The sequence below is a fragment of the Kitasatospora sp. NPDC127111 genome (assembly GCF_042677465.1).
Lineage (GTDB): Bacteria > Actinomycetota > Actinomycetes > Streptomycetales > Streptomycetaceae > Kitasatospora.
In genome coordinates, this window is record NZ_JBHXTG010000013.1 from 95,812 (window position 1) to 114,219 (window position 18,408).

The 18,408-nt window shown below is 73.8% G+C and carries 25 protein-coding genes; 22 read left to right on the forward strand and 3 right to left on the reverse strand.

Annotated elements, in window-relative coordinates; genetic code table 11:
• The first annotated feature begins 3 nt into the window (after nucleotides 1-3).
• The 8 genes from hisD to hisF are packed head-to-tail and all read left to right on the forward strand — an operon-like array spanning nucleotide 4 to nucleotide 5,827.
• Nucleotides 4-1,338, forward strand: a complete 1,335-nt coding sequence (gene hisD / locus ACFVHB_RS11565) for a histidinol dehydrogenase (protein WP_380318834.1) — start codon at nucleotides 4-6, stop codon at nucleotides 1,336-1,338.
• Nucleotides 1,335-2,435: a histidinol-phosphate transaminase gene (locus tag ACFVHB_RS11570; RefSeq protein WP_380318837.1), complete on the forward strand. Its 1,101-nt coding sequence runs from the start codon at nucleotides 1,335-1,337 to the stop codon at nucleotides 2,433-2,435. Before hisD ends, ACFVHB_RS11570 begins: the two co-directional genes overlap by 4 nt.
• Nucleotides 2,436-2,441: 6 nt before the next feature.
• Complete coding sequence (gene hisB, locus ACFVHB_RS11575; protein WP_360191190.1) at nucleotides 2,442-3,035, forward strand: imidazoleglycerol-phosphate dehydratase HisB; 594 nt, start codon at nucleotides 2,442-2,444, stop codon at nucleotides 3,033-3,035.
• Complete coding sequence (locus tag ACFVHB_RS11580) at nucleotides 3,032-3,184, forward strand: hypothetical protein (protein WP_380318840.1); 153 nt, start codon at nucleotides 3,032-3,034, stop codon at nucleotides 3,182-3,184. The genes hisB and ACFVHB_RS11580 overlap by 4 nt, the downstream gene beginning before the upstream one ends.
• Before the next feature lie 58 nt (nucleotides 3,185-3,242).
• Nucleotides 3,243-3,878 carry an imidazole glycerol phosphate synthase subunit HisH gene (gene hisH / locus ACFVHB_RS11585; protein ID WP_380318843.1) on the forward strand — a complete coding sequence of 212 codons (636 nt, stop codon included), beginning with the start codon at nucleotides 3,243-3,245 and terminating at the stop codon, nucleotides 3,876-3,878.
• 19 nt (nucleotides 3,879-3,897) lie between these two features.
• Entirely contained in the window at nucleotides 3,898-4,623 is a 726-nt protein-coding gene (gene priA, locus ACFVHB_RS11590; RefSeq protein ID WP_380318846.1) for a bifunctional 1-(5-phosphoribosyl)-5-((5-phosphoribosylamino)methylideneamino)imidazole-4-carboxamide isomerase/phosphoribosylanthranilate isomerase PriA, read from the forward strand.
• A complete protein-coding gene (locus tag ACFVHB_RS11595) occupies nucleotides 4,620-5,060 on the forward strand; it encodes a Rid family hydrolase (protein ID WP_380318849.1) in 441 nt (146 codons plus the stop codon). The genes priA and ACFVHB_RS11595 overlap by 4 nt, the downstream gene beginning before the upstream one ends.
• Entirely contained in the window at nucleotides 5,057-5,827 is a 771-nt protein-coding gene (gene hisF / locus ACFVHB_RS11600; RefSeq protein ID WP_380318852.1) for an imidazole glycerol phosphate synthase subunit HisF, read from the forward strand. Before ACFVHB_RS11595 ends, hisF begins: the two co-directional genes overlap by 4 nt.
• A 66-nt stretch (nucleotides 5,828-5,893) precedes the next feature.
• Here the strand turns inward: hisF and ACFVHB_RS11605 are convergent, their stop codons facing one another.
• The 3 genes from ACFVHB_RS11605 to ACFVHB_RS11615 all read right to left on the reverse strand — a co-directional run bounded on the left by ACFVHB_RS11605 (nucleotide 5,894) and on the right by ACFVHB_RS11615 (nucleotide 8,095).
• Nucleotides 5,894-6,676, reverse strand: a complete 783-nt coding sequence (locus ACFVHB_RS11605; protein ID WP_380318855.1) for a VOC family protein — start codon at nucleotides 6,674-6,676, stop codon at nucleotides 5,894-5,896.
• Nucleotides 6,677-6,807: 131 nt separating this feature from the next.
• Entirely contained in the window at nucleotides 6,808-7,458 is a 651-nt protein-coding gene (locus ACFVHB_RS11610; RefSeq protein WP_380318858.1) for a TIGR03085 family metal-binding protein, read from the reverse strand.
• Nucleotides 7,459-7,486: 28 nt separating this feature from the next.
• Nucleotides 7,487-8,095, reverse strand: a complete 609-nt coding sequence (locus ACFVHB_RS11615) for a hypothetical protein (RefSeq protein ID WP_380318861.1) — start codon at nucleotides 8,093-8,095, stop codon at nucleotides 7,487-7,489.
• A gap of 125 nt (nucleotides 8,096-8,220) precedes the next feature.
• Here ACFVHB_RS11615 and ACFVHB_RS11620 point away from each other — a divergent pair, with 125 nt between their 5' ends.
• From ACFVHB_RS11620 to ACFVHB_RS11685, 14 genes are all read left to right on the forward strand, one after another.
• A complete protein-coding gene (locus ACFVHB_RS11620) occupies nucleotides 8,221-8,688 on the forward strand; it encodes a hypothetical protein (RefSeq protein ID WP_380318864.1) in 468 nt (155 codons plus the stop codon).
• Nucleotides 8,689-8,748: 60 nt separating this feature from the next.
• Nucleotides 8,749-9,129 (forward strand): phosphoribosyl-AMP cyclohydrolase, encoded by a 381-nt coding sequence (gene hisI / locus ACFVHB_RS11625; RefSeq protein WP_380318867.1) that lies wholly within the window; start codon nucleotides 8,749-8,751, stop codon nucleotides 9,127-9,129.
• A 41-nt stretch (nucleotides 9,130-9,170) separates the two neighbouring features.
• Nucleotides 9,171-10,694, forward strand: coding sequence for an anthranilate synthase component I (locus tag ACFVHB_RS11630; RefSeq protein WP_380318870.1), 1,524 nt, complete (start codon nucleotides 9,171-9,173; stop codon nucleotides 10,692-10,694).
• A 77-nt stretch (nucleotides 10,695-10,771) separates the two neighbouring features.
• Entirely contained in the window at nucleotides 10,772-11,242 is a 471-nt protein-coding gene (locus ACFVHB_RS11635) for a Uma2 family endonuclease (RefSeq protein ID WP_380318873.1), read from the forward strand.
• A gap of 26 nt (nucleotides 11,243-11,268) precedes the next feature.
• Nucleotides 11,269-11,874 (forward strand): TIGR02234 family membrane protein, encoded by a 606-nt coding sequence (locus ACFVHB_RS11640; RefSeq protein WP_380318876.1) that lies wholly within the window; start codon nucleotides 11,269-11,271, stop codon nucleotides 11,872-11,874.
• 245 nt (nucleotides 11,875-12,119) lie between these two features.
• Nucleotides 12,120-12,362: an HGxxPAAW family protein gene (locus ACFVHB_RS11645; RefSeq protein WP_380318879.1), complete on the forward strand. Its 243-nt coding sequence runs from the start codon at nucleotides 12,120-12,122 to the stop codon at nucleotides 12,360-12,362.
• A gap of 111 nt (nucleotides 12,363-12,473) precedes the next feature.
• Nucleotides 12,474-12,914, forward strand: coding sequence for a DUF2752 domain-containing protein (locus tag ACFVHB_RS11650; protein ID WP_380318882.1), 441 nt, complete (start codon nucleotides 12,474-12,476; stop codon nucleotides 12,912-12,914).
• A 318-nt stretch (nucleotides 12,915-13,232) separates the two neighbouring features.
• Nucleotides 13,233-14,039 carry an indole-3-glycerol phosphate synthase TrpC gene (gene trpC / locus ACFVHB_RS11655; protein ID WP_380318885.1) on the forward strand — a complete coding sequence of 269 codons (807 nt, stop codon included), beginning with the start codon at nucleotides 13,233-13,235 and terminating at the stop codon, nucleotides 14,037-14,039.
• Nucleotides 14,040-14,049: 10 nt separating this feature from the next.
• A complete protein-coding gene (gene trpM / locus ACFVHB_RS11660) occupies nucleotides 14,050-14,199 on the forward strand; it encodes a tryptophan biosynthesis modulator TrpM (protein ID WP_380318888.1) in 150 nt (49 codons plus the stop codon).
• A gap of 46 nt (nucleotides 14,200-14,245) precedes the next feature.
• Nucleotides 14,246-15,505, forward strand: coding sequence for a tryptophan synthase subunit beta (gene trpB / locus ACFVHB_RS11665; RefSeq protein ID WP_380318891.1), 1,260 nt, complete (start codon nucleotides 14,246-14,248; stop codon nucleotides 15,503-15,505).
• Nucleotides 15,506-15,507: 2 nt separating this feature from the next.
• Complete coding sequence (gene trpA / locus ACFVHB_RS11670; protein ID WP_380318895.1) at nucleotides 15,508-16,317, forward strand: tryptophan synthase subunit alpha; 810 nt, start codon at nucleotides 15,508-15,510, stop codon at nucleotides 16,315-16,317.
• A 186-nt stretch (nucleotides 16,318-16,503) separates the two neighbouring features.
• The gene (locus ACFVHB_RS11675; RefSeq protein WP_380318898.1) at nucleotides 16,504-16,764 is read left to right on the forward strand and encodes a hypothetical protein; all 261 of its coding nucleotides are present in this window, start codon (nucleotides 16,504-16,506) and stop codon (nucleotides 16,762-16,764) included.
• A 124-nt stretch (nucleotides 16,765-16,888) separates the two neighbouring features.
• The gene (locus ACFVHB_RS11680) at nucleotides 16,889-17,350 is read left to right on the forward strand and encodes a MauE/DoxX family redox-associated membrane protein (RefSeq protein ID WP_380318901.1); all 462 of its coding nucleotides are present in this window, start codon (nucleotides 16,889-16,891) and stop codon (nucleotides 17,348-17,350) included.
• 61 nt (nucleotides 17,351-17,411) lie between these two features.
• Complete coding sequence (locus ACFVHB_RS11685; RefSeq protein WP_380318904.1) at nucleotides 17,412-18,275, forward strand: DsbA family protein; 864 nt, start codon at nucleotides 17,412-17,414, stop codon at nucleotides 18,273-18,275.
• Nucleotides 18,276-18,408 lie beyond the last annotated feature (133 nt).

An 18,408-nucleotide genomic window follows, 5' to 3' on the forward strand; every position in this document is an offset into this window, starting at 1 on the left:
GGCGTGATCTCTCGAATCGATCTGCGCGGCTCGCTCGACGACCCGCGTGACCTGCTGCCCCGTGCCGACTTCGACGTCGCGGCCGCCCTGGAGAAGGTGCGTCCGATCGCCGAGGACGTCCACCATCGCGGGGTCGCGGCGCTGATCGAGATCACCGAGCGTTTCGACGGCGTGCGGCTGGAGTCCACCCGGGTGCCCGCGGAGCAGCTCGCCGAGGCCCTGGAGACGCTGGACCCGAAGGTGCGCGCCGCGCTGGAGGAGTCGATCCGCCGCGCCCGCATCGTGCACGCCGACCAGCGCCGCGAGGGGCACACCACCCGGGTGGTGCCCGGCGGCACGGTCACCCAGCGCTGGGTGCCGGTGGACCGGGTCGGCCTGTACGTGCCGGGCGGCCTGGCCGTCTACCCGTCCTCCGTGGTGATGAACGTGGTGCCGGCCCAGGAGGCGGGCGTGCGGGGCATCGCCGTCACCTCGCCGCCGCAGAAGGCCTTCGGCGGCCGGGTGCACCCGACGATCCTGGCGGCCTGCGCGCTGCTCGGCGTCACCGAGGTGTACGCGGTCGGCGGCGCCCAGGCGGTCGCGATGTTCGCCCTCGGCACCGAGGAGTGCGAGCCGGTGAACATGGTCACCGGCCCGGGCAACATCTACGTCGCCGCCGCCAAGCGCTACTTCGCCGGCCGGATCGGCATCGACTCCGAGGCCGGGCCGACCGAGATCGCCGTCCTCGCCGACGACAGCGCCGACCCGGCGGAGGTCGCCGCCGACCTGATCAGCCAGGCCGAGCACGGCCCGACCTCGGGCTCGGTGCTGGTCACCGACTCGGTCGAGCTGGCCGACGCGGTCGAGGCCGAGCTGAAGGCCCAGGTCGCCCGCACCCGGCACAGCGAGCGGGTGGCCGAGGCGCTGGGCGGCCGGCAGTCCGGCATCATCCTGGTCGACGACCTCGACCAGGGCCTGGTCGTGGTCAACGCGTACGCCGCCGAGCACCTGGAGATCCAGACCCGGGACGCGCACGCCGTCGCCGCCCGCGTCCGCAACGCGGGCGCGATCTTCATCGGCCGCTACACCCCGGTCTCGCTGGGCGACTACGCGGCCGGCTCCAACCACGTGCTGCCCACCGGCGGCTGCGCCTGCCACTCCTCGGGGCTGTCCGTGCAGACCTTCCTGCGCGGCGTCCAGGTCGTCGAGTACGACCGCGAGGCGCTGGCCGGCATCGCCGCGCACGTCGTCAACCTGGCGAACGCCGAGGACCTGCCCGGTCACGGTGACGCCATCAAGGCCCGTTTCGTCGGAGACGAACAGAATTGGCACAGCGAGTGGACGGTTCCCGGCGCGTGACGAAGATCGACGACCTTCCCATCCGGGACGAGCTGCGCGGCCAGTCCCCGTACGGTGCGCCGCAGCTCGACGTCCCGGTCCAGCTGAACACCAACGAGAACCCGTACCAGCTGCCGGAGGAGCTGGTGGCCCGGATCGCCGAGCGCGTCGCCGAGGCTGCCCGCGACCTCAACCGCTACCCCGACCGCGACGCGGTCGAGCTGCGCGAGGGCCTCGCCGCCTACCTGACGAAGACCACCGGCTTCGCCCGCACCCGCGAGCAGGTGTGGGCCGCCAACGGCTCCAACGAGGTCCTCCAGCAGCTGCTGCAGACCTTCGGCGGGCCCGGCCGCACCGCGATCGGCTTCGAGCCCTCGTACTCGATGCACGCCCTGATCTCCCGGGGCACCGGCACCGCGTGGATCTCCGGTCCGCGCAACGAGGACTTCACCATCGACGTGGACGCCGCCGTCGCGGCGATCGCCGAGCACCGGCCGAACGTCGTCTTCGTCTGCTCGCCGAACAACCCGACCGGCACCGCCGTCGCCGCCGACACCGTGCTGCGGCTGTACGAGGCCGCGCAGGCCGCCCGGCCCAGCCTGGTGATCGTCGACGAGGCGTACGTCGAGTTCTCGCACCGCGCCTCGCTGCTGCCGCTGCTGGAGGGCCGCCCCAACCTGGTGGTCTCCCGCACCATGTCCAAGGCCTTCGGCGCGGCCGGCCTGCGCCTGGGCTACCTGGCCGCCGACGCGGCCGTGGTGGACGCCGTCCAGCTGGTCCGGCTGCCGTACCACCTGTCGGCCGTCACCCAGGCCACCGCCCTGGCCTGCCTGGAGCACACCGACACCCTGCTGGGCTACGTCGGCCGGCTCAAGGCCGAGCGCGACCGGCTGGTCGCCGCGCTGCGCGGGCTGGGCCTGGAGGTGACCGACTCGGACGCCAACTTCGTCCAGTTCGGCCGCTTCGCCGACACCCACGCCGTCTGGCGGGCCATCCTCGACCGCGGCGTCCTGGTCCGGGACAACGGCGTCCCCGGGTGGCTGCGCGTCACCGCCGGCACCCCCGCCGAGAACGACGCCTTCCTGGACGCCGTCGCAACCGTGATCAAGGAGCTGTAACCCCGTATGTCCCGCATCGGACGCGTTGAGCGCACCACCAAGGAGACCTCGGTCCTGGTCGAGATCGACCTCGACGGCACCGGCAGGACCGACATCTCCACGGGCGTCGGCTTCTACGACCACATGCTCGACCAGCTCGGCCGCCACGGCCTCTTCGACCTCACCGTGAAGACCGACGGCGACCTGCACATCGACACCCACCACACCATCGAGGACACCGCCCTCGCACTCGGCGCCGCCTTCAAGCAGGCGCTCGGCGACAAGGTCGGCATCTACCGCTTCGGCAACTGCACGGTGCCGCTGGACGAGTCGCTCGCCCAGGTCACCGTGGACCTCTCCGGCCGCCCCTACCTCGTGCACAGCGAGCCGGAGAACATGGCGCCGATGATCGGCAGCTACGACACCACCATGACGCGGCACATACTCGAGTCCTTCGTGGCCCAGGCGCAGGTCGCGCTGCACGTCCACGTACCCTACGGACGCAACGCCCATCACATCGTGGAGTGCCAGTTCAAGGCGCTCGCGCGGGCGCTGCGCTACGCCGCCGAGCGCGACCCGCGCGCGGCCGGCATCCTCCCCTCGACCAAGGGTGCGCTGTGAGCAAGGCCGCGATCGTCCTCATCTTCGTCGGACTCTTCCTGGCGGGCGGGGTGATCTCGTTCTGGAAGCAGAAGCTTCCGAAGGGGGTCATCGCCGTCCTCGCCATCGGCTCGGTGCTCTGCCTGGCCTCCGGCGTGATGCGCCTCTAGGCGCGCCGGCAGCCCGGAAGAACGCCGAGAGAACGCCAACAGACATGGACACCTGAACATGGGCAAGAACGTCGTCGTGCTCGACTACGGGTCGGGCAACCTGCGCTCGGCACAGCGTGCCGTCGAGCGGACCGGCGCGACCGTCACCGTCACGTCCGACTTCACCACCGCGATGGAGGCGGACGGCCTGCTCGTCCCCGGCGTCGGCGCCTTCGAGGCCTGCATGCGCGGGCTGAAGGCCGTCCGCGGGGACTGGCTGATCGACCGCCGGCTCGCCGGGGGCCGCCCGGTCATGGGCATCTGCGTCGGGATGCAGATCCTCTTCGAGAAGGGGGTCGAGCACGGCGTGGAGACCGCCGGCTGCGACGAGTGGCCCGGCACCGTCGAGCCGCTGGACGCGCCGGTCGTCCCGCACATGGGCTGGAACACCGTGGACGCCCCCGCGGACAGCCGGATGTTCGCCGGCCTCGACGCCGACACCCGCTTCTACTTCGTGCACTCCTACGGGGTGCGCAGCTGGGACATGGAGGTGCACAGCGCGCGGATCCACCCGCCGCTGGTCACCTGGGCCACGCACGGGCAGCCGTTCGTCGCGGCGGTCGAGAACGGCCCGCTCTGGGCCACCCAGTTCCACCCCGAGAAGTCCGGTGACGCCGGCGCCGCCCTGCTGACCAACTGGGTCAACACCCTCTGACGAGCTGAGAGTTGTAACGATGAGCCGCCTCGAACTGCTGCCCGCCGTCGACGTCCGGGACGGCCAGGCCGTCCGCCTGGTCAAGGGCGCCTCCGGCACCGAGACCTCCTTCGGCGAGCCGCTCGCCGCCGCCCTCGCCTGGCAGAACGCCGGCGCCGAGTGGCTCCACCTGGTCGACCTCGACGCCGCCTTCGGGACGGGCAGCAACCGCGACCTGCTGCGCGAGGTCACCGGCGCGCTGGACATCAAGGTCGAGCTGTCCGGCGGCATCCGCGACGACGAGTCGCTGGCCGCCGCGCTCGCCACCGGCTGCACCCGGGTCAACCTGGGCACCGCCGCCCTGGAGAGCCCCGAGTGGGTCGCCAAGGTCATCGCCGAGCACGGCGACAAGATCGCCGTCGGCCTGGACGTGGTCGGCACCACCCTGCGCGGCCGCGGCTGGACCCGCGACGGCGGCCAGCTCTTCGACGTGCTGGCCCGCCTGGACGCCGAGGGCTGCGCCCGCTACGTCGTCACCGACGTCAACCGGGACGGCACCCTGACCGGCCCCAACCTGCAGCTGCTGCGCGACGTCTGCGCCGCGACCGACAAGCCGGTGGTCGCCTCCGGCGGCGTCTCCTCGCTGGACGACCTGCGGGCGATCGCCAGCCTGGTCGGCGAGGGAGTCGAGGGAGCGATCGTCGGCAAGGCACTCTACGAGCAGAAGTTCACCCTCGAAGAGGCCCTGGAGGCAGTGTCCCGATGAGCGAACGCCCGGCCGCCCGGCGGCTCGACCGAGTACCCGGCTCCTTCCCCCAGGAAGAGGAGTTCGGCTTCTCCCGAGCCGTCGCGGCCGGGGACTTCGTCCTCGTGTCCGGCGCCACCGCCCTCGACGTGGACGGCGTCGTCCACCACGAGGGCGACCCGTACGGGCAGACGCTCGCCGCCTTCCGGACGGCGCGCGAGGCCCTCGAACGGTTCGGCCTCACCCTCGCGGACGTGGTCCGCACCCGGATGTACGCGACCCACGTCCGGGACTGCGCCGAGATCGGCCGCGCCCACAAGTTCCTCTTCGACACGGTCCGTCCGGCCTCCACCCTGGTGGTGGTCGAGGGCCTGGTCGACTCCCGGATGATGGTCGAGGTCGAGATCGACGCCCATCGAGCCGGGCTCGCCAAGATTCTGGAAGGCAAACAGCAGTGACCCTCGCAGTACGTGTCATCCCCTGCCTGGACGTCGACGCCGGCCGAGTGGTCAAGGGCGTCAACTTCCAGAACCTGCGCGACGCCGGCGACCCGGTCGAGATGGCCAAGCTCTACGACGCCGAGGGCGCCGACGAGCTCACCTTCCTCGACATCACCGCCTCCTCGGGGGACCGCGAGACCACCTACGACGTGGTGCGGCGCACCGCCGAGCAGGTCTTCATCCCGCTCACCGTCGGCGGCGGCATCCGCGCCGTCGACGACGTCGACAAGCTGCTGCGGGCCGGCGCCGACAAGGTCGGCGTCAACACCGCCGCGATCGCCCGCCCGGAGCTGGTCCGCGAGATCGCGCAGCGCTTCGGCCGCCAGGTGCTGGTGCTCTCGGTGGACGCCCGGCGCTGCCCGGAGGGCACCGAGACCGCGTCCGGCTTCGAGGTGACCACCCACGGCGGGCGCCAGGGCACCGGCCTGGACGCCGTCGAGTGGGCCGGCCGGGCCGCCGAGCTGGGCGCGGGCGAGATCCTGCTCAACTCGATGGACGCGGACGGCACCAAGGACGGCTACGACCTGGAGCTGATCCGGGCCGTCCGCAAGAGCGTCTCCGTCCCGGTGATCGCCTCCGGCGGCGCCGGCAAGCTCGCCGACTTCGCCCCGGCGGTGGAGGCCGGCGCCGACGCGGTGCTGGCCGCCAGCGTCTTCCACTTCGGCGACCTGCGGATCGGCGAGGTCAAGAACGCGCTGCGCGGGGCCGGCCACCCCGTCCGGTGAACCGGCCGCCGCGCTGACGACCGTGGTGGGCCCGTCGGGCGGTGTCCGGCGGGCCCACGGCGTTGCTCAGGACTCCTGCGGCTCACCCTTGATCAGCGCGAACGGCGCGCCGAACGGGTCCGCCAGCCAGGCGATCCGGCCGACGTTCGGCACGTCCTCGGCGCCCATCAGCACCTTGCCGCCGGCCTTCTCCGCCCGGCCGACCAGCTCGTCCACCTCCTCGGTGGCGAAGTACGGCGTCCAGGACGGCGGCTGGCCCTCGCCCATGACCGGGGCGATGCCGCCGAAGCTGGTGGCCTTCACGTCCCCCTCGGCGGGCGAGACCACCAGGTAGGTCATCCCCGGGGCCGGGAACGGCTCGTTGCGCCAGCCGAACACCGCTTCGTAGAAGGCGAAGCCGGCCTCCTGGTCGCTGGTGTGCAGCTCCGTCCAGACCAGCGCGTTGTCGGTGGAGACCGCGTCCAGGCCCTGGGTGGTGCCGGCCTGCCAGATCGCGAACTGGGCCCCCTGCGGGTCGGTCAGCTGGGCCATCCGCCCGGCGTCCATGACGTCGAACGGCGCGACCCGGACGGTGCCGCCCGCGTCCGTCACCGCCCGGGCGGTGGCGTCCGCGTCCGGCGTCCTGAAGTACGTCGTCCAGGCGGATTGCGCGCCCTCCTCGGTGAGCGGCCCGATCGCGGCCACGGTCTTGCCGTCGGCCTGCAGGAAGCCGTAGCCGCCGGCCTCCGGGCCGAGCGGCTGGAAGGTCCAGCCGAACACGGAGCCGTAGAAGGCGGCGGCCGCGGCCGGGTCCGGGCTGCCCAGGTCGATCCAGCAGGGCGAGCCGTTGGGGAAGTCGGTGGTGAGCATGGGGTGGTTGCTCCTTCGACGGGTACGGACGGCCGGGCGGGTTCCCAGGGGTGCGGACGCGCCCCACCCCGGCCCTCTGCGAGTCTGCACCCCACCACCGACATCCGCAGCCGGGACACGGCCGCGGGCCGTCAGCCCGTCGTGGGCGGCAGCGGGAGGACGTGGCGGAGGGCCTCGACGGCGTCGGGGGCGCCGTCCACGGTCAGCTCGGTCCGCTCGCCGCGGCCGTAGACGAAGAGCAGCAGCTCGCCCGGCTCGCCGGTGATCCGCACGACCGGAGCGCCCGCGGGGCCGACCGTCACGGTCCGCCCGTCGGGGTGGTGCAGCTCCAGGCGGGCGGGGGAGCGGCGGCCGGCCTCCAGCTTGGCCAGCAGCGGCAGCCGGCGCCAGAGCGCCTCGGCGCGGCCCGGCGGCACCGGCTGCGGCTGCCACCCGGCGCCCGCCCGGCGGACGTCCTCGGCGTGCACGAAGTACTCGACGGTGTTGGCGGCCTCGTCGGCGCCGGGCAGGGCGAACAGCGAGAGCAGCGGCGGGCCGGAGCGGAACATCCGCAGCAGCTCCTCGTACGGGCGCTCGGCGTACCCGCTCTGCACCTGGTGGGTCCAGCCGGCCAGCGGGCCCACCCGGATGCCCGCCGCGGCGTCCGGCCGGCGCTCCCGGATCACCAGGTGGGCGGCGAGGTCGCGGGTGGACCACCCGGCACAGAGGGTGGGCGCGTCCGGCCCGGCGGCGGCCAGGAGTTCGGCCAGTCGGTGACGCTCGGCGAGGGCATGGTTCGACATGGCCAAAGCCTAGGCGGTACTCACGCCGTCACTTGAGGTGGCCGGTGAGTTTGGGGGTGCCCGGGTGGGTGCCGGAGGTCAGCGAGCAGGTGTAGTCCCGCCAGCCCTGCTGGTACTGGGCCATCGGCGGGCCGATCGGGAGCGGGTAGAACGTCCCCCCGCCCTGGCGGGCCGCGGCGGCGGTCAGCGGCTCCTTGCAGCCGTCCCGGACGGCCTTGTTCAGCTGGGTCTCCGTCAGGCCGTCCGGCAGCAGCGGGGTGGCGACCACCTCGCCGTCGTGCTCGCCCTCGCAGGGCCGCGGTTCCGGCTTGGTGACCGTCTTGGTCTGCTGCGGCTGGTCGAAGCAGGAGCCGACCGGGAAGAAGGTGTACGGCACCACCCTGGCCGGGGTCGGCGTGGGGGTGGGCGAGGGGGTGGGCGTCGGGGCCGGGGTGGTGGGGCTCGGGGAGGGCGGGGGCGGCAGCGGGGCGGGCTCCGGCCGGAGCAGTACGGTGGCCACCACCGCGAGCAGCACGACCACCACGGCCGCCACGGCGAGGACGAGGCCGCGCGACGGGCGGGCGGCGGCTTCGCCCGGCCGGGAGGGGCCCGGCCGCGCGGGGGCCGGCGGCTCGGGGGTCGGCTGCTCGGAGGTCATGGCCACGAGGATGGCCCAAGCCGGGGCCGCGCGGCAGGCGGTTGGCACAACTCGTCCCGGCGGAGCGGCCCGGGAGCGGTCGGATAGGCTCGGCCCCGGCACGACACGATCCCAGGAGTAGGCGGATGCGCGTCGGAATCACCGGTCACCGGGGCCTGTCGGGTGGCATCACCGAGATGCTGGTCCGCGGGGACCTCTGGAGGCTGGTCACCACCTTCGGCCCGTACGAACTGGTCGGCGTCACCTGCGCCGACGAGGGCCCGGAGACCTGGTTCGCCCGGTCCGTGCTGGAGCACGGCGGCAAGCTGGAGATCATCGTCCCGGCGGGGGCGTCCGTGGTCGGCCGGGCCGACGACCACCACCGGGGCACCCGGCTGCGGCTGATGAACGAGGCGAACGCCGTCCACCGGCTCGCCGCCGTCGAGCACGGCGGCCTCGGCGACGACACCGGGCGGGCCCTGGTCGGCATGATCGACGAACTGATCGCGGTCTGGGACGGCGAACCCGGCAGCGAGCCCGCCCGGGTGGCCGCGCTGGCCCAGGAGGCCGGGCTGTTCGTCCACCGGATCTGGCCCGCCGGTTGTGAGAGGTGACCGCCGGCCGCGATCCGGACGGAGGACCGGCGGGACGGGCGGGGCTGACACAATGGCCCCATGTCCACCACCCCCACCACGCCCGCCGCCCCCGGCTCCACCGCCCTGGACCCGGCGATCGCGGCCCGGCTCAAGCGCACCGACGACGGCCTGCTCCCGGCCATCGCGCAGCAGTACGACACCGGCGAGGTGCTGATGCTCGGCTGGATGGACGACGAGGCGCTGCACCGCACCCTCACCACCGGCCGCTGCACCTACTGGAGCCGCAGCCGCCGCGAGTACTGGGTCAAGGGCGACACCTCGGGCCACGTCCAGGCCGTCCGGTCGGTCGCGCTCGACTGCGACGGCGACACCCTGCTGGTCAAGGTCGACCAGACCGGTGCCGCCTGCCACACCGGCGACCGCACCTGCTTCGACGCCGACGTGCTCCCGCTCTCCTGACCCCCCACCGGAACTCCAGACTCCCGAAGGTGCCGCCCGCCATGGATCTCGAAGCCTTCCGCAAGCTCGCCGTCGACACCCGGGTCATCCCGGTCACCCGCAGGCTCCTCGCGGACGGCCTCACCCCGATCGGCCTCTACCGCAGCCTCGCCGACGAGCGCCCCGGCACCTTCCTGCTGGAGTCCGCCGAACAGGGCCGCAGCTGGTCCCGGTACTCCTTCGTCGGCGTCCGCAGCGCCGCCGTGCTCACCGCCGGCCCGGACGGCGACGCCCGCTGGCACGGCGCCCCGCCGATCGGCATCCCCACCACCGGCGACCCGCTCCAGGTGCTGCGCGCCACCCTGGAGGCGCTGCACACCCCGCGCCACACCGACGACGGCCTGCCCCCGCTGACCGGCGGCCTGGTCGGCTACCTCGGCTACGACATCGTCCGCCGGCTGGAGAAGCTGCCCGACCTCAACCCGGACGACCTGAAGCTCCCCGAGCTGACCATGCTGCTGGCCACCGACCTGGCCGTGCTCGACCACGCCGACGGCACGGTGCTGCTGATCGCCAACGCGGTCAACCACAACGACCTGGCCAGCGGCGTCGACGAGGCCCACGCGGACGCGGTGGCCCGGCTCGACGCGATGGAGGCCGACCTGCTGAAGCCGGTCGACCCGGGCCTGGCCACCTTCACCCCGTCCGGCCCCGGCGACGTCCGCTCGCCGTTCGGCGGTGAGCCGTACTGGGCGGCCGTCGAGGAGGTCAAGGAGCGGATCCGGGCCGGCGAGGCCTTCCAGGTGGTCCCCTCGCAGCGGTTCGAGGCGCCCTGCCCGGCGTCCGCGCTGGACGTCTACCGCGTGCTGCGCACCACCAACCCGAGCCCCTACATGTACCTGTTCCGCTTCCCGGGGCCGGACGGCGGCGCCGAGGGCGGCTTCGACGTGGTGGGCTCCAGCCCGGAGGCGCTGGTCAAGGTGACCGAGGGCGAGGCGATGCTGCACCCGATCGCCGGCACCCGGCACCGCGGCGCCACCCCGCACGAGGACGCCGAGCTGGCCGCCGAGCTGCTCGCCGACCCGAAGGAGCGGGCCGAGCACCTGATGCTGGTGGACCTCGGCCGCAACGACCTCGGGCGGGTGTGCGAGCCGGGCAGCGTCGAGGTGGTCGACTTCATGCAGGTCGAGCGGTACAGCCACGTCATGCACATCGTCTCGACCGTCACCGGCAAGGTGGCGCCCGGGCGGACCGCCTTCGACGTGCTGACCGCCTGCTTCCCGGCCGGCACCCTCTCCGGCGCGCCGAAGCCGCGCGCGATGCGCATCATCGAGGAGCTGGAGCCCACCCGCCGGGGCCTGTACGGCGGCTGCGTCGGCTACCTGGACTTCGCCGGGGACTCCGACACCGCGATCGCCATCCGGACCGCCGTGCTGCGCGACGGCACCGCCTACGTGCAGGCGGGCGCGGGTGTGGTCGCGGACTCGGACCCGCGCGGCGAGGACACCGAGTGCCGCAACAAGGCGGCCGCCGTCCTGCGGGCCGTCGCCACCGCCAATACGCTGCGGACGCCGGAACTGTCGTAACCGGAACCGTCGCAACGGGGACTGCCGTAGCCGGAACCGTCGCAACTGTCGCAACTGTCGCAAGGGAGGCGGCCGGGATGTCCGAGGTGCCGCACGACGAGCAGCGGTGGGAGTTCGTGCTCGGCGCAGCCGGGCAGGTCGAGGAGCAGTTGGCGGGCCACGGGAGGGTGCTGTCCGGCGTCCTGGTGGACTTCCCGGACGCGCCCGGCGGGCTCGCCCCCGATCTGGCGGTGGTCGCCCCGGACGCGGTGCGCGGCGGCCGGGGCAGGTACCAGGGGGCCGGCGTCGAGGCGGTGCTGGAGGTGGCGCGGCCGGGCCTCGCGGAGGCGGCGCGGGCGTACGCGCGCGGCGGGGTGCCGCTGTACGTGGTGGTCGACCCGGCGGCGGCCGCCTGCACCGTGCACACCGCGCCGTCCCCCGAGGGGGTGTACCGGGAGGCGGAGCGGGTGCCGTTCGGCAACGACCTGTTCCTGCCGCTCGGCGGGCGGACCCTGGTGCTGCGCACGGACGAGTTCCCGTCCGGACCGGCCACCCCGGGTTCGGGCTGACCCGTCGGCCGGGGGATAGTGGACGGGTGACCGCTGCTGACCAGACCCCCGCGCCCGCCACGCCGTCCCCCGCCTCGAACCGCCGGACGCTCGGCCTGATGCTGTTGCTGACCCTGCTGGGCGCGGTGCTGGTGCTGACCGCCGTGGGCCGGGTCTGGGCCGACGGCCGGGCCGGCACCCTGGAGGTGTCCGTCACCGGCGGCCGGATCTCCGAACTGCCGGGCGGGCTGGCCCTGGTGGCGCTGGCCGCGGCGGTCGCGGTGTTCGCCGTGCGCGGCGCCGGCCGGGCGGCGGTCGGCGTGCTGACCCTGCTGGCGGGCCTCGGGGCCGCCGCCACCGCCGCCGCCGGGGCGGGCGACACCGCCGCGCTGGACGGCGAGGCGGCCCGCAAGCTCGCGCTCTCCGGCAGCACCGCGACCGAGGTCGGCCACACCGGCTGGCCCTGGGTGGCGCTGGCCGGCGGGCTGCTGCTGGCACTGGCCGGGCTGCTCACGGTCCGGTTCGGGCGGCGCTGGCCGGCCATGGGCAGCCGCTACGAGGCGCCCACCCGGAAGGCGCCGGCGAAGGCCGCGGGGAGCCCGGCCGACCTGTGGAAGGCGCTGGACCGCGGCGAGGACCCGACGGCGGTCTGATCCGGCGGCGGTCTGATCCGGCGGCGGCGCGAGCCCGCCGGGTGCGACGGACGGTCGGTGGGACGGACGGTCGGTGGGACCGACGGCCGGTGGGACGGACGGCCGGTGGGACCCGACGGCCGGTGTGACCGGATAGACGAGCACCCGCTTTGGGGCGCGCGGATGTGGCCCGGCACAATGGAACGCGTCAACCCGCCGGCGGCCCCAGGCCCGGCCGGGCCCCGAGAGCCAAGGAGCAGCATCAGATGGCAGCAGCAGCACACGGCCACACCCCCGCCGCCTGGACCGGCGTGACCATCACCTTCATCGGTTTCGCCATCGCGGGCGTCGCGATGATCCTGCCGTCGGTGCTGCTGGTCTGTGCCGGCCTCGCGGTCGTCGTGCTCGGCGGTGTGGTCGGCAAGGCCATGTCGATGGCGGGCATGGGCAAGCAGCCCAGCACGATGGTGTACACCCACGAGGAGCAGGCCGCGCTGGCCACCGCCTGATCCTGCGGTACTCCGGTGAACGGCGGGCGTCATGCCCGCCGTTTCGCGTTCCGGCGGTGTCCCCGGGTGTCACGGTTCCCGGAGGCCCGGTCGGACGGGCAGAATCGGGGCGTGAACGCCGCTCCCACCGCCTCGGCCCGGCCGTCCGTCCTGCGCCGGCTGGGCGCGCCGCTGGCCGCCCTGGCCGCGGTGGCCGTCCCCACCGGGTACATCGCCGTGGTGGACCCGAACGCCCCCGGCCACTACCCGACCTGCCCGTTCCTGGCCGCCACCGGCTGGTGGTGCCCGGGCTGCGGGGGGTTGCGCTGCGTCCACGCGCTCACCCACGGCGACCTCAGCGGCGCGCTGCACGACAACGCGCCCGCGGTGCTGCTGTTCGCGGTGCTGGCGGTGCTCTGGTTGCGCTGGGTGTGGGCGGCGGTGAGCGCGGGGCCGGCGCCCCGGCTCGCGCTCGGGGCGCGGCGCTGGGTGCTGGTGGGGCTGCTCCTGCTGGTGTTCACGGTCGTGCGCAACCTGCCGATCGGGGCCGGGCTGGCGCCGCCGCTGGTCTGAGGCCCGGCCCCCGGGCGGGCCCGGGCGGTCGGTGCAGGAACCGTGAAGCCGCAGCTCGGGACGGTGGTCCGAGGGGGCGTCCGTACCGCGAGACGCGCGCCGTGCGGATGCGCCCCGCGCCCCCGGGTGCCGATACCATCGAAGAGCCGGTGGCCCGCGTGGGCGCCCGGCTCAGCGCTAGAACGACTAGCACATCAATGATGGGGGCGCGCTCGTGAGTGAACGGGGCATGGGGGTCCCCCCGGCCGGAGGCCGGGGGAGTACCAAGCACAGGGGCGTGTCGCGCTCAGCGCCCGCCGAGCGGAGCGAGGTGGGCGCATGAGTGTTCTCGACACGATCATCGAAGGGGTCCGTGAGGACCTCGCCGAGCGGCAGGCCCGGGTCTCCCTGGACGAGCTCAAGGAGCTGGCCGCCAAGGCCCCGGACGCCAAGGACGGCGTCGCGGCCCTCAAGGGCGACGGCGTGCGGGTGATCTGCGAGGTCAAGCGCTCCAGCCCGTCCAAGGGCGCGCTGGCCGCGATCGCCGATCCGGCCGCCCTGGCGCTCGACTACGCGGCCGGCGGTGCCGCCGCGATCAGCGTGCTGACCGAGCAGCGCCGCTTCGGCGGGTCGCTCGCCGACTTGGACGCCGTCCGCGCCGCGGTGGACACCCCGCTGCTGCGCAAGGACTTCATCGTCACCGCGTACCAGCTGTGGGAGGCCCGCGCCCACGGCGCCGACCTCGCGCTGCTGATCGTCGCCGCCCTCGACCAGCCGGCCCTGGTGTCGCTGATCGAGCGGGCCGAGTCGATCGGCCTCACCCCGCTGGTCGAGGTGCACGACGAGGAGGAGATCGCCCGCGCGGTGGACGCCGGCGCGCGGATCATCGGCGTCAACGCCCGCAACCTCAAGACCCTCGAGGTGGACCGCAACACCTTCGGCAACGTCGTCCACGCCATCCCGGACGGCATCGTCAAGGTCGCCGAGTCCGGTGTGCGCGGCCCGCTGGACGTGATCTCCTACGCCAACCTCGGCGCCGACGCGGTGCTGGTCGGCGAGTCGCTGGTGACCGGCAAGGACCCGCGCGCCGCGGTGGCCGACCTGGTCGCGGCCGGAGCCCACCCCGCCCTGCGGCACAAGGACTGACCCCGCCGCCATGAAACTCGCCACCCGCCTCGCCCCCGGCTGCCGCCCGCGCGGCTGCCGCGCGCCCGCACGCCGCGTGCTGGGCCGGCGGGTGCGCTACGTGATCGGCTGCGAGCCCGGGCAGGTGCAGGGCCGTCGATGGCGCGGGACGCACGGCTGACCGCCGTCCGACCGTCACTGTCGTCATCTTCCAGAAGGACTTCACCATGTCCGACAAGTCCGACAAGGACTACCTGCCCGGCGCCGAGGTGCCGGACGCCCGCGGCTACTTCGGCGCCTACGGCGGCCGTTTCATCCCGGAGGCGCTCGTCGCCGCCGTGGAGCAGGTCGCCGAGGAGTACGAGAAGGCCAAGGCCGATCCCGCCTTCACCGCCGAGCTGGACGCGCTGCTCAAGGACTACACCGGCCGCCCCAGCCCGCTCACCGACGTGCACCGGTTCTCCGCCGAGGCGGGCGGCGCGCGGATCCTGCTGAAGCGCGAGGACCTCAACCACACCGGCTCGCACAAGATCAACAACGTGCTGGGCCAGGCCCTGCTCACCAAGCGGATGGGCAAGACCCGGATCATCGCCGAGACCGGCGCGGGCCAGCACGGCGTGGCCACCGCCACCGCGTGCGCGCTGTTCGGCTTCGACTGCACCATCTACATGGGCGAGGTCGACACCCAGCGCCAGGCGCTGAACGTGGCCCGGATGCGGATGCTCGGCGCCGAGGTGGTGGCCGTGAAGTCCGGCAGCCGCACCCTCAAGGACGCCATCAACGAGGCGTTCCGCGACTGGGTCGCCAACGTGGACTCCACCCACTACCTGTTCGGCACCGTGGCCGGCCCGCACCCGTTCCCGATGATGGTCCGCGACTTCCACCGGGTCATCGGCGTCGAGGCCCGGCAGCAGGTGCTCGACCGGACCGGCCGGCTCCCGGACGCCGTGGTCGCCTGCGTCGGCGGCGGCTCCAACGCGATGGGCATCTTCCACGAGTTCATCCCGGACGCCGGCGTGCGCCTGATCGGCTGCGAGGCGGCCGGCGAGGGCGCCGAGACCCCGCGCCACGCCGCCACCCTGACCAAGGGCGACCCGGGCGTGCTGCACGGCTCCCGCACCTACGTCCTCCAGGACGAGGACGGCCAGACCATCGAGTCGCACTCCATCTCGGCCGGCCTCGACTACCCGGGCGTCGGCCCGGAGCACGCCTGGCTGAAGGACACCGGCCGGGCCGAGTACCGCCCGGTCACCGACGACGCCGCCATGCAAGCGCTGCGGCTGCTGTCCCGCACCGAGGGCATCATCCCGGCCATCGAGAGCGCGCACGCGCTGGCCGGCGCCCTGGAGCTGGGCCGCGAGCTCGGGCCCGGGGCCACCATCCTGGTCTCGCTCTCCGGGCGCGGCGACAAGGACATGCACACCGCGGCCGAGTACTTCGGCCTGTACGACGAGCCGGGCGCCGGCTCCGCCAACGGGGGTAAGTGACCATGGCTTCGAAGCTCAGCGGCATCCTCGCCGCCGCCAAGGCGGAGAACCGCGCGGCGCTGATCGGCTACCTGCCGGCCGGCTTCCCGACCGTCGACGGCGGCGTGCGGGCCGTCAACGCGCTGATCGAGGGCGGCTGCGACGTCGTCGAGGTCGGCCTGCCGCACTCCGACCCGGTGCTGGACGGCCCGACCATCCAGACCGCCGACGACATCGCGCTGCGGGCCGGCGTGAAGATCAAGGACGTGCTGCGCACCGTCCAGGAGGTGGCCGCCGCGCACCCCGCGGCCGCGGTGCTGGTGATGACCTACTGGAACCCGGTCGACCGCTACGGTGCCGCGCGTTTCGCCGCCGACCTGGCCGCCGCGGGCGGCGCCGGCTGCATCCTGCCGGACCTGCCGGTGGAGGAGTCCGAGGAGTGGCGGAAGGCGGCGGACGAGCACGGTCTCGACACCGTCTTCGTGGTCGCCCCGAGCAGCAAGGACAAGCGCCTCGCCGAGGTCACCGCGGCGGGCTCCGGCTTCGTCTACGCGGCCGCGGTGATGGGGGTGACCGGCTCCCGGGCCCAGGTCGGCGACCTCGCCGAGGACCTGGTCGCCCGGACCAGGGCCACCACCGAGCTGCCGGTCTGCGTCGGCCTCGGCGTCTCGACCGCCGACCAGGCCGCCCAGGTGGCCGGCTTCGCCGACGGCGTGATCGTCGGCTCGGCCTTCGTCCAGCGGATCCTGGACGCCGACGGTGACGAGCAGGCCGCGCTGGCGGCCGTCCGTACGCTGGCCGGCGAGCTGGCGGAGGGCGTCCGCCGCCGGTAGTACCCGTTCATGACGGCCCGTCACCCCAGCCCGGGGGTGACGGGCCGTTCGCGTTCCCCCCCGGACAACCCGAACGAGTGAACAGCGGCGCTCCAACGCATCAGGTGTGGTTGACCGGCGTTGAGTGGAGGGACAGGTGCACGAACGACGTGCTCGGGGGTGTCAGGCGATCGAAGGGGTGTGCCGGTGCCGTGTCTCCAGCGAGCCGTCCTGCTGCGGGCCGCCGCGGCCCTGCTGGTGCTGGGCGCCGCGGTGGGGGCGGACCACACCGTGGTGGGGGAGGCGCTGGCCAAGCGGGGCGCGGAGCGGGCCGAGCGGGAGGCGTACGTGTGCGCGGTGCAGGCCCGGGCGGACGCGGTGGCGCGGGCGGCCCGCTACCGCCCGCCGGGCCGGCAGTCGCTGGACGACCCCGGGCGGCCGCACTCCTGCGGGTCGAACGGGCGTTAGAGCGAATCGGACGCGGTATCGGCATCCCTCACTCTTTCGGCTTAAGTCGCGAACGGGGAGGAAACCACCGTCACCGGTTGCGGTTCATCAGGTCGTGACGGTGTTTCCCGAGGGAGTTGCCCGGATGGCCGGGCCGGCGACGGCATGGATCGGCACGGCGGTGCGGCTGGGCCTCGCCGTGGTCTGGGGCTGGGCCGGGCTCGCCAAGATCGCCGATCCGGCGGAGGCGGCCCAGGCCGTGCGGGCGTACGAGATCCTGCCCGAGTCGCTGGTCAAGCCGGTGGGGTACGCGCTGCCGTTCCTGGAGCTGGCGCTCGCGCTGCTGCTGGTGATCGGGCTGGGGGTGCGGCTGGTGGCCGCGCTCTCCGCGGTGCTGCTGCTCGCCTTCATCACGGGCATCGCCTCCGCCTGGGCGCGCGGCATCTCGATCGACTGCGGCTGCTTCGGCGGCGGCGGTGCGGTGGACGCGTCGCAGACCGAGTACCTGCAGGAGATCCTGCGCGACACCGGGTTCCTGCTGATGGCCGGCTGGCTGATCCGGTGGCCCCGCACCAAGTTCTCCGTGGACGGCTGGCTGGCGAGCTGACCGGCGGCACCCCGCACCCCCCGACCCGGCCCCTCCCCCCGATTTGTGGATGTCAAGGCAGATGAGCGAGAAGAACCGAGAAGGCAAGCGCACCGCCCGCGAGCGGATGCTGGCGGAGCGGGCGGCCGGCGAGGCCCGCGCCCGGCGGAAGAAGAAGCTGATGGTGGGCGGGGCGGCGCTGGCCGTCATCTCCGCCGCCGTGGTCACCGGCGTCGTGGTGCAGAACGAGCGCTCCAAGCCGGAGACCCCGGCCGCCGCCCCGACCGGCACGATCGGCGACAAGAACCTGGTGATCCCGGTCGGCGCGGCCGACGCCCCGTCCGTCCTCACCGTCTACGAGGACCCGCGCTGCCCGGCCTGCGGCATCTTCGAGCGCGAGTTCTCGCCCACCGTCGACCAGCTCGAGGACGCCGGCAAGATCTACACCAACTACCACATCGTCTCGTTCATCGACCGCGCCGTCCCGGGCAAGGGCTCCAAGTACGCGGCCAACGCGCTGGCCTGCGCCCAGGACGCCGGGCACTTCCGCGACTACCACGACGTGCTCTACCGCAACCAGCCAGACGAGACCAACGACGCCTTCGGCGACAAGGCCGTCCTGATCAACCTCGCCAAGCAGGTCGACGGCCTGGTCACGCCCGCCTTCGAGGCCTGCGTCAACGACAACAAGTACAGCGGCTGGGTCTCCGCGGTGCAGCAGGACTTCGACAAGTCCAGCTACAAGTCGACGCCGACGGTGCTGCTCAACGGCCAGCCGATCTACCCGAAGAACGGCAGCGAGGAGATCACCCCGCAGAACCTGGTGAAGTGGGTGGACGCCGCCAACCAGGGCAAGCAGCTGGGCGCCACCGGCTCGCACGGCCAGTCCCCGGCCCCGACCAGCACCGCCTCGGAGAGCAACAACCCGTCGCCGAAGGCCGGCTGACCCGCCGGCCCGGCCGGCCGGGCGTCGCCGCCCCTCCCCGTCCGGAGGGGCGGCGGGCGTCCGCGGGCACCCTGTTGTTCGGGATCTGTGACCGACGGGGTGTCCGGGGCGGGCCGCCGACCCTGTAGCGTCG

What these genes read in the sequence shown, in the direction of transcription:
- ACFVHB_RS11620 (WP_380318864.1), top strand. Translation starts at nt 8,221, where the DNA reads ATGCGCGTCGGAATCACCGGTCACCGGGGCCTGTCGGGTGGCATCACC.
- hisB (WP_360191190.1), top strand. Translation starts at nt 2,442, where the DNA reads ATGTCCCGCATCGGACGCGTTGAGCGCACCACCAAGGAGACCTCGGTC.
- ACFVHB_RS11685 (WP_380318904.1), top strand. Translation starts at nt 17,412, where the DNA reads ATGAGCGAGAAGAACCGAGAAGGCAAGCGCACCGCCCGCGAGCGGATG.
- ACFVHB_RS11615 (WP_380318861.1), bottom strand. Translation starts at nt 8,095, where the DNA reads ATGACCTCCGAGCAGCCGACCCCCGAGCCGCCGGCCCCCGCGCGGCCG.
- hisH (WP_380318843.1), top strand. Translation starts at nt 3,243, where the DNA reads ATGGGCAAGAACGTCGTCGTGCTCGACTACGGGTCGGGCAACCTGCGC.
- priA (WP_380318846.1), top strand. Translation starts at nt 3,898, where the DNA reads ATGAGCCGCCTCGAACTGCTGCCCGCCGTCGACGTCCGGGACGGCCAG.
- trpB (WP_380318891.1), top strand. Translation starts at nt 14,246, where the DNA reads ATGTCCGACAAGTCCGACAAGGACTACCTGCCCGGCGCCGAGGTGCCG.
- ACFVHB_RS11680 (WP_380318901.1), top strand. Translation starts at nt 16,889, where the DNA reads ATGGCCGGGCCGGCGACGGCATGGATCGGCACGGCGGTGCGGCTGGGC.
- trpM (WP_380318888.1), top strand. Translation starts at nt 14,050, where the DNA reads ATGAAACTCGCCACCCGCCTCGCCCCCGGCTGCCGCCCGCGCGGCTGC.
- trpC (WP_380318885.1), top strand. Translation starts at nt 13,233, where the DNA reads ATGAGTGTTCTCGACACGATCATCGAAGGGGTCCGTGAGGACCTCGCC.
- ACFVHB_RS11595 (WP_380318849.1), top strand. Translation starts at nt 4,620, where the DNA reads ATGAGCGAACGCCCGGCCGCCCGGCGGCTCGACCGAGTACCCGGCTCC.
- ACFVHB_RS11610 (WP_380318858.1), bottom strand. Translation starts at nt 7,458, where the DNA reads ATGTCGAACCATGCCCTCGCCGAGCGTCACCGACTGGCCGAACTCCTG.
- hisI (WP_380318867.1), top strand. Translation starts at nt 8,749, where the DNA reads ATGTCCACCACCCCCACCACGCCCGCCGCCCCCGGCTCCACCGCCCTG.
- ACFVHB_RS11645 (WP_380318879.1), top strand. Translation starts at nt 12,120, where the DNA reads ATGGCAGCAGCAGCACACGGCCACACCCCCGCCGCCTGGACCGGCGTG.
- ACFVHB_RS11630 (WP_380318870.1), top strand. Translation starts at nt 9,171, where the DNA reads ATGGATCTCGAAGCCTTCCGCAAGCTCGCCGTCGACACCCGGGTCATC.
- ACFVHB_RS11635 (WP_380318873.1), top strand. Translation starts at nt 10,772, where the DNA reads ATGTCCGAGGTGCCGCACGACGAGCAGCGGTGGGAGTTCGTGCTCGGC.
- trpA (WP_380318895.1), top strand. Translation starts at nt 15,508, where the DNA reads ATGGCTTCGAAGCTCAGCGGCATCCTCGCCGCCGCCAAGGCGGAGAAC.
- ACFVHB_RS11605 (WP_380318855.1), bottom strand. Translation starts at nt 6,676, where the DNA reads ATGCTCACCACCGACTTCCCCAACGGCTCGCCCTGCTGGATCGACCTG.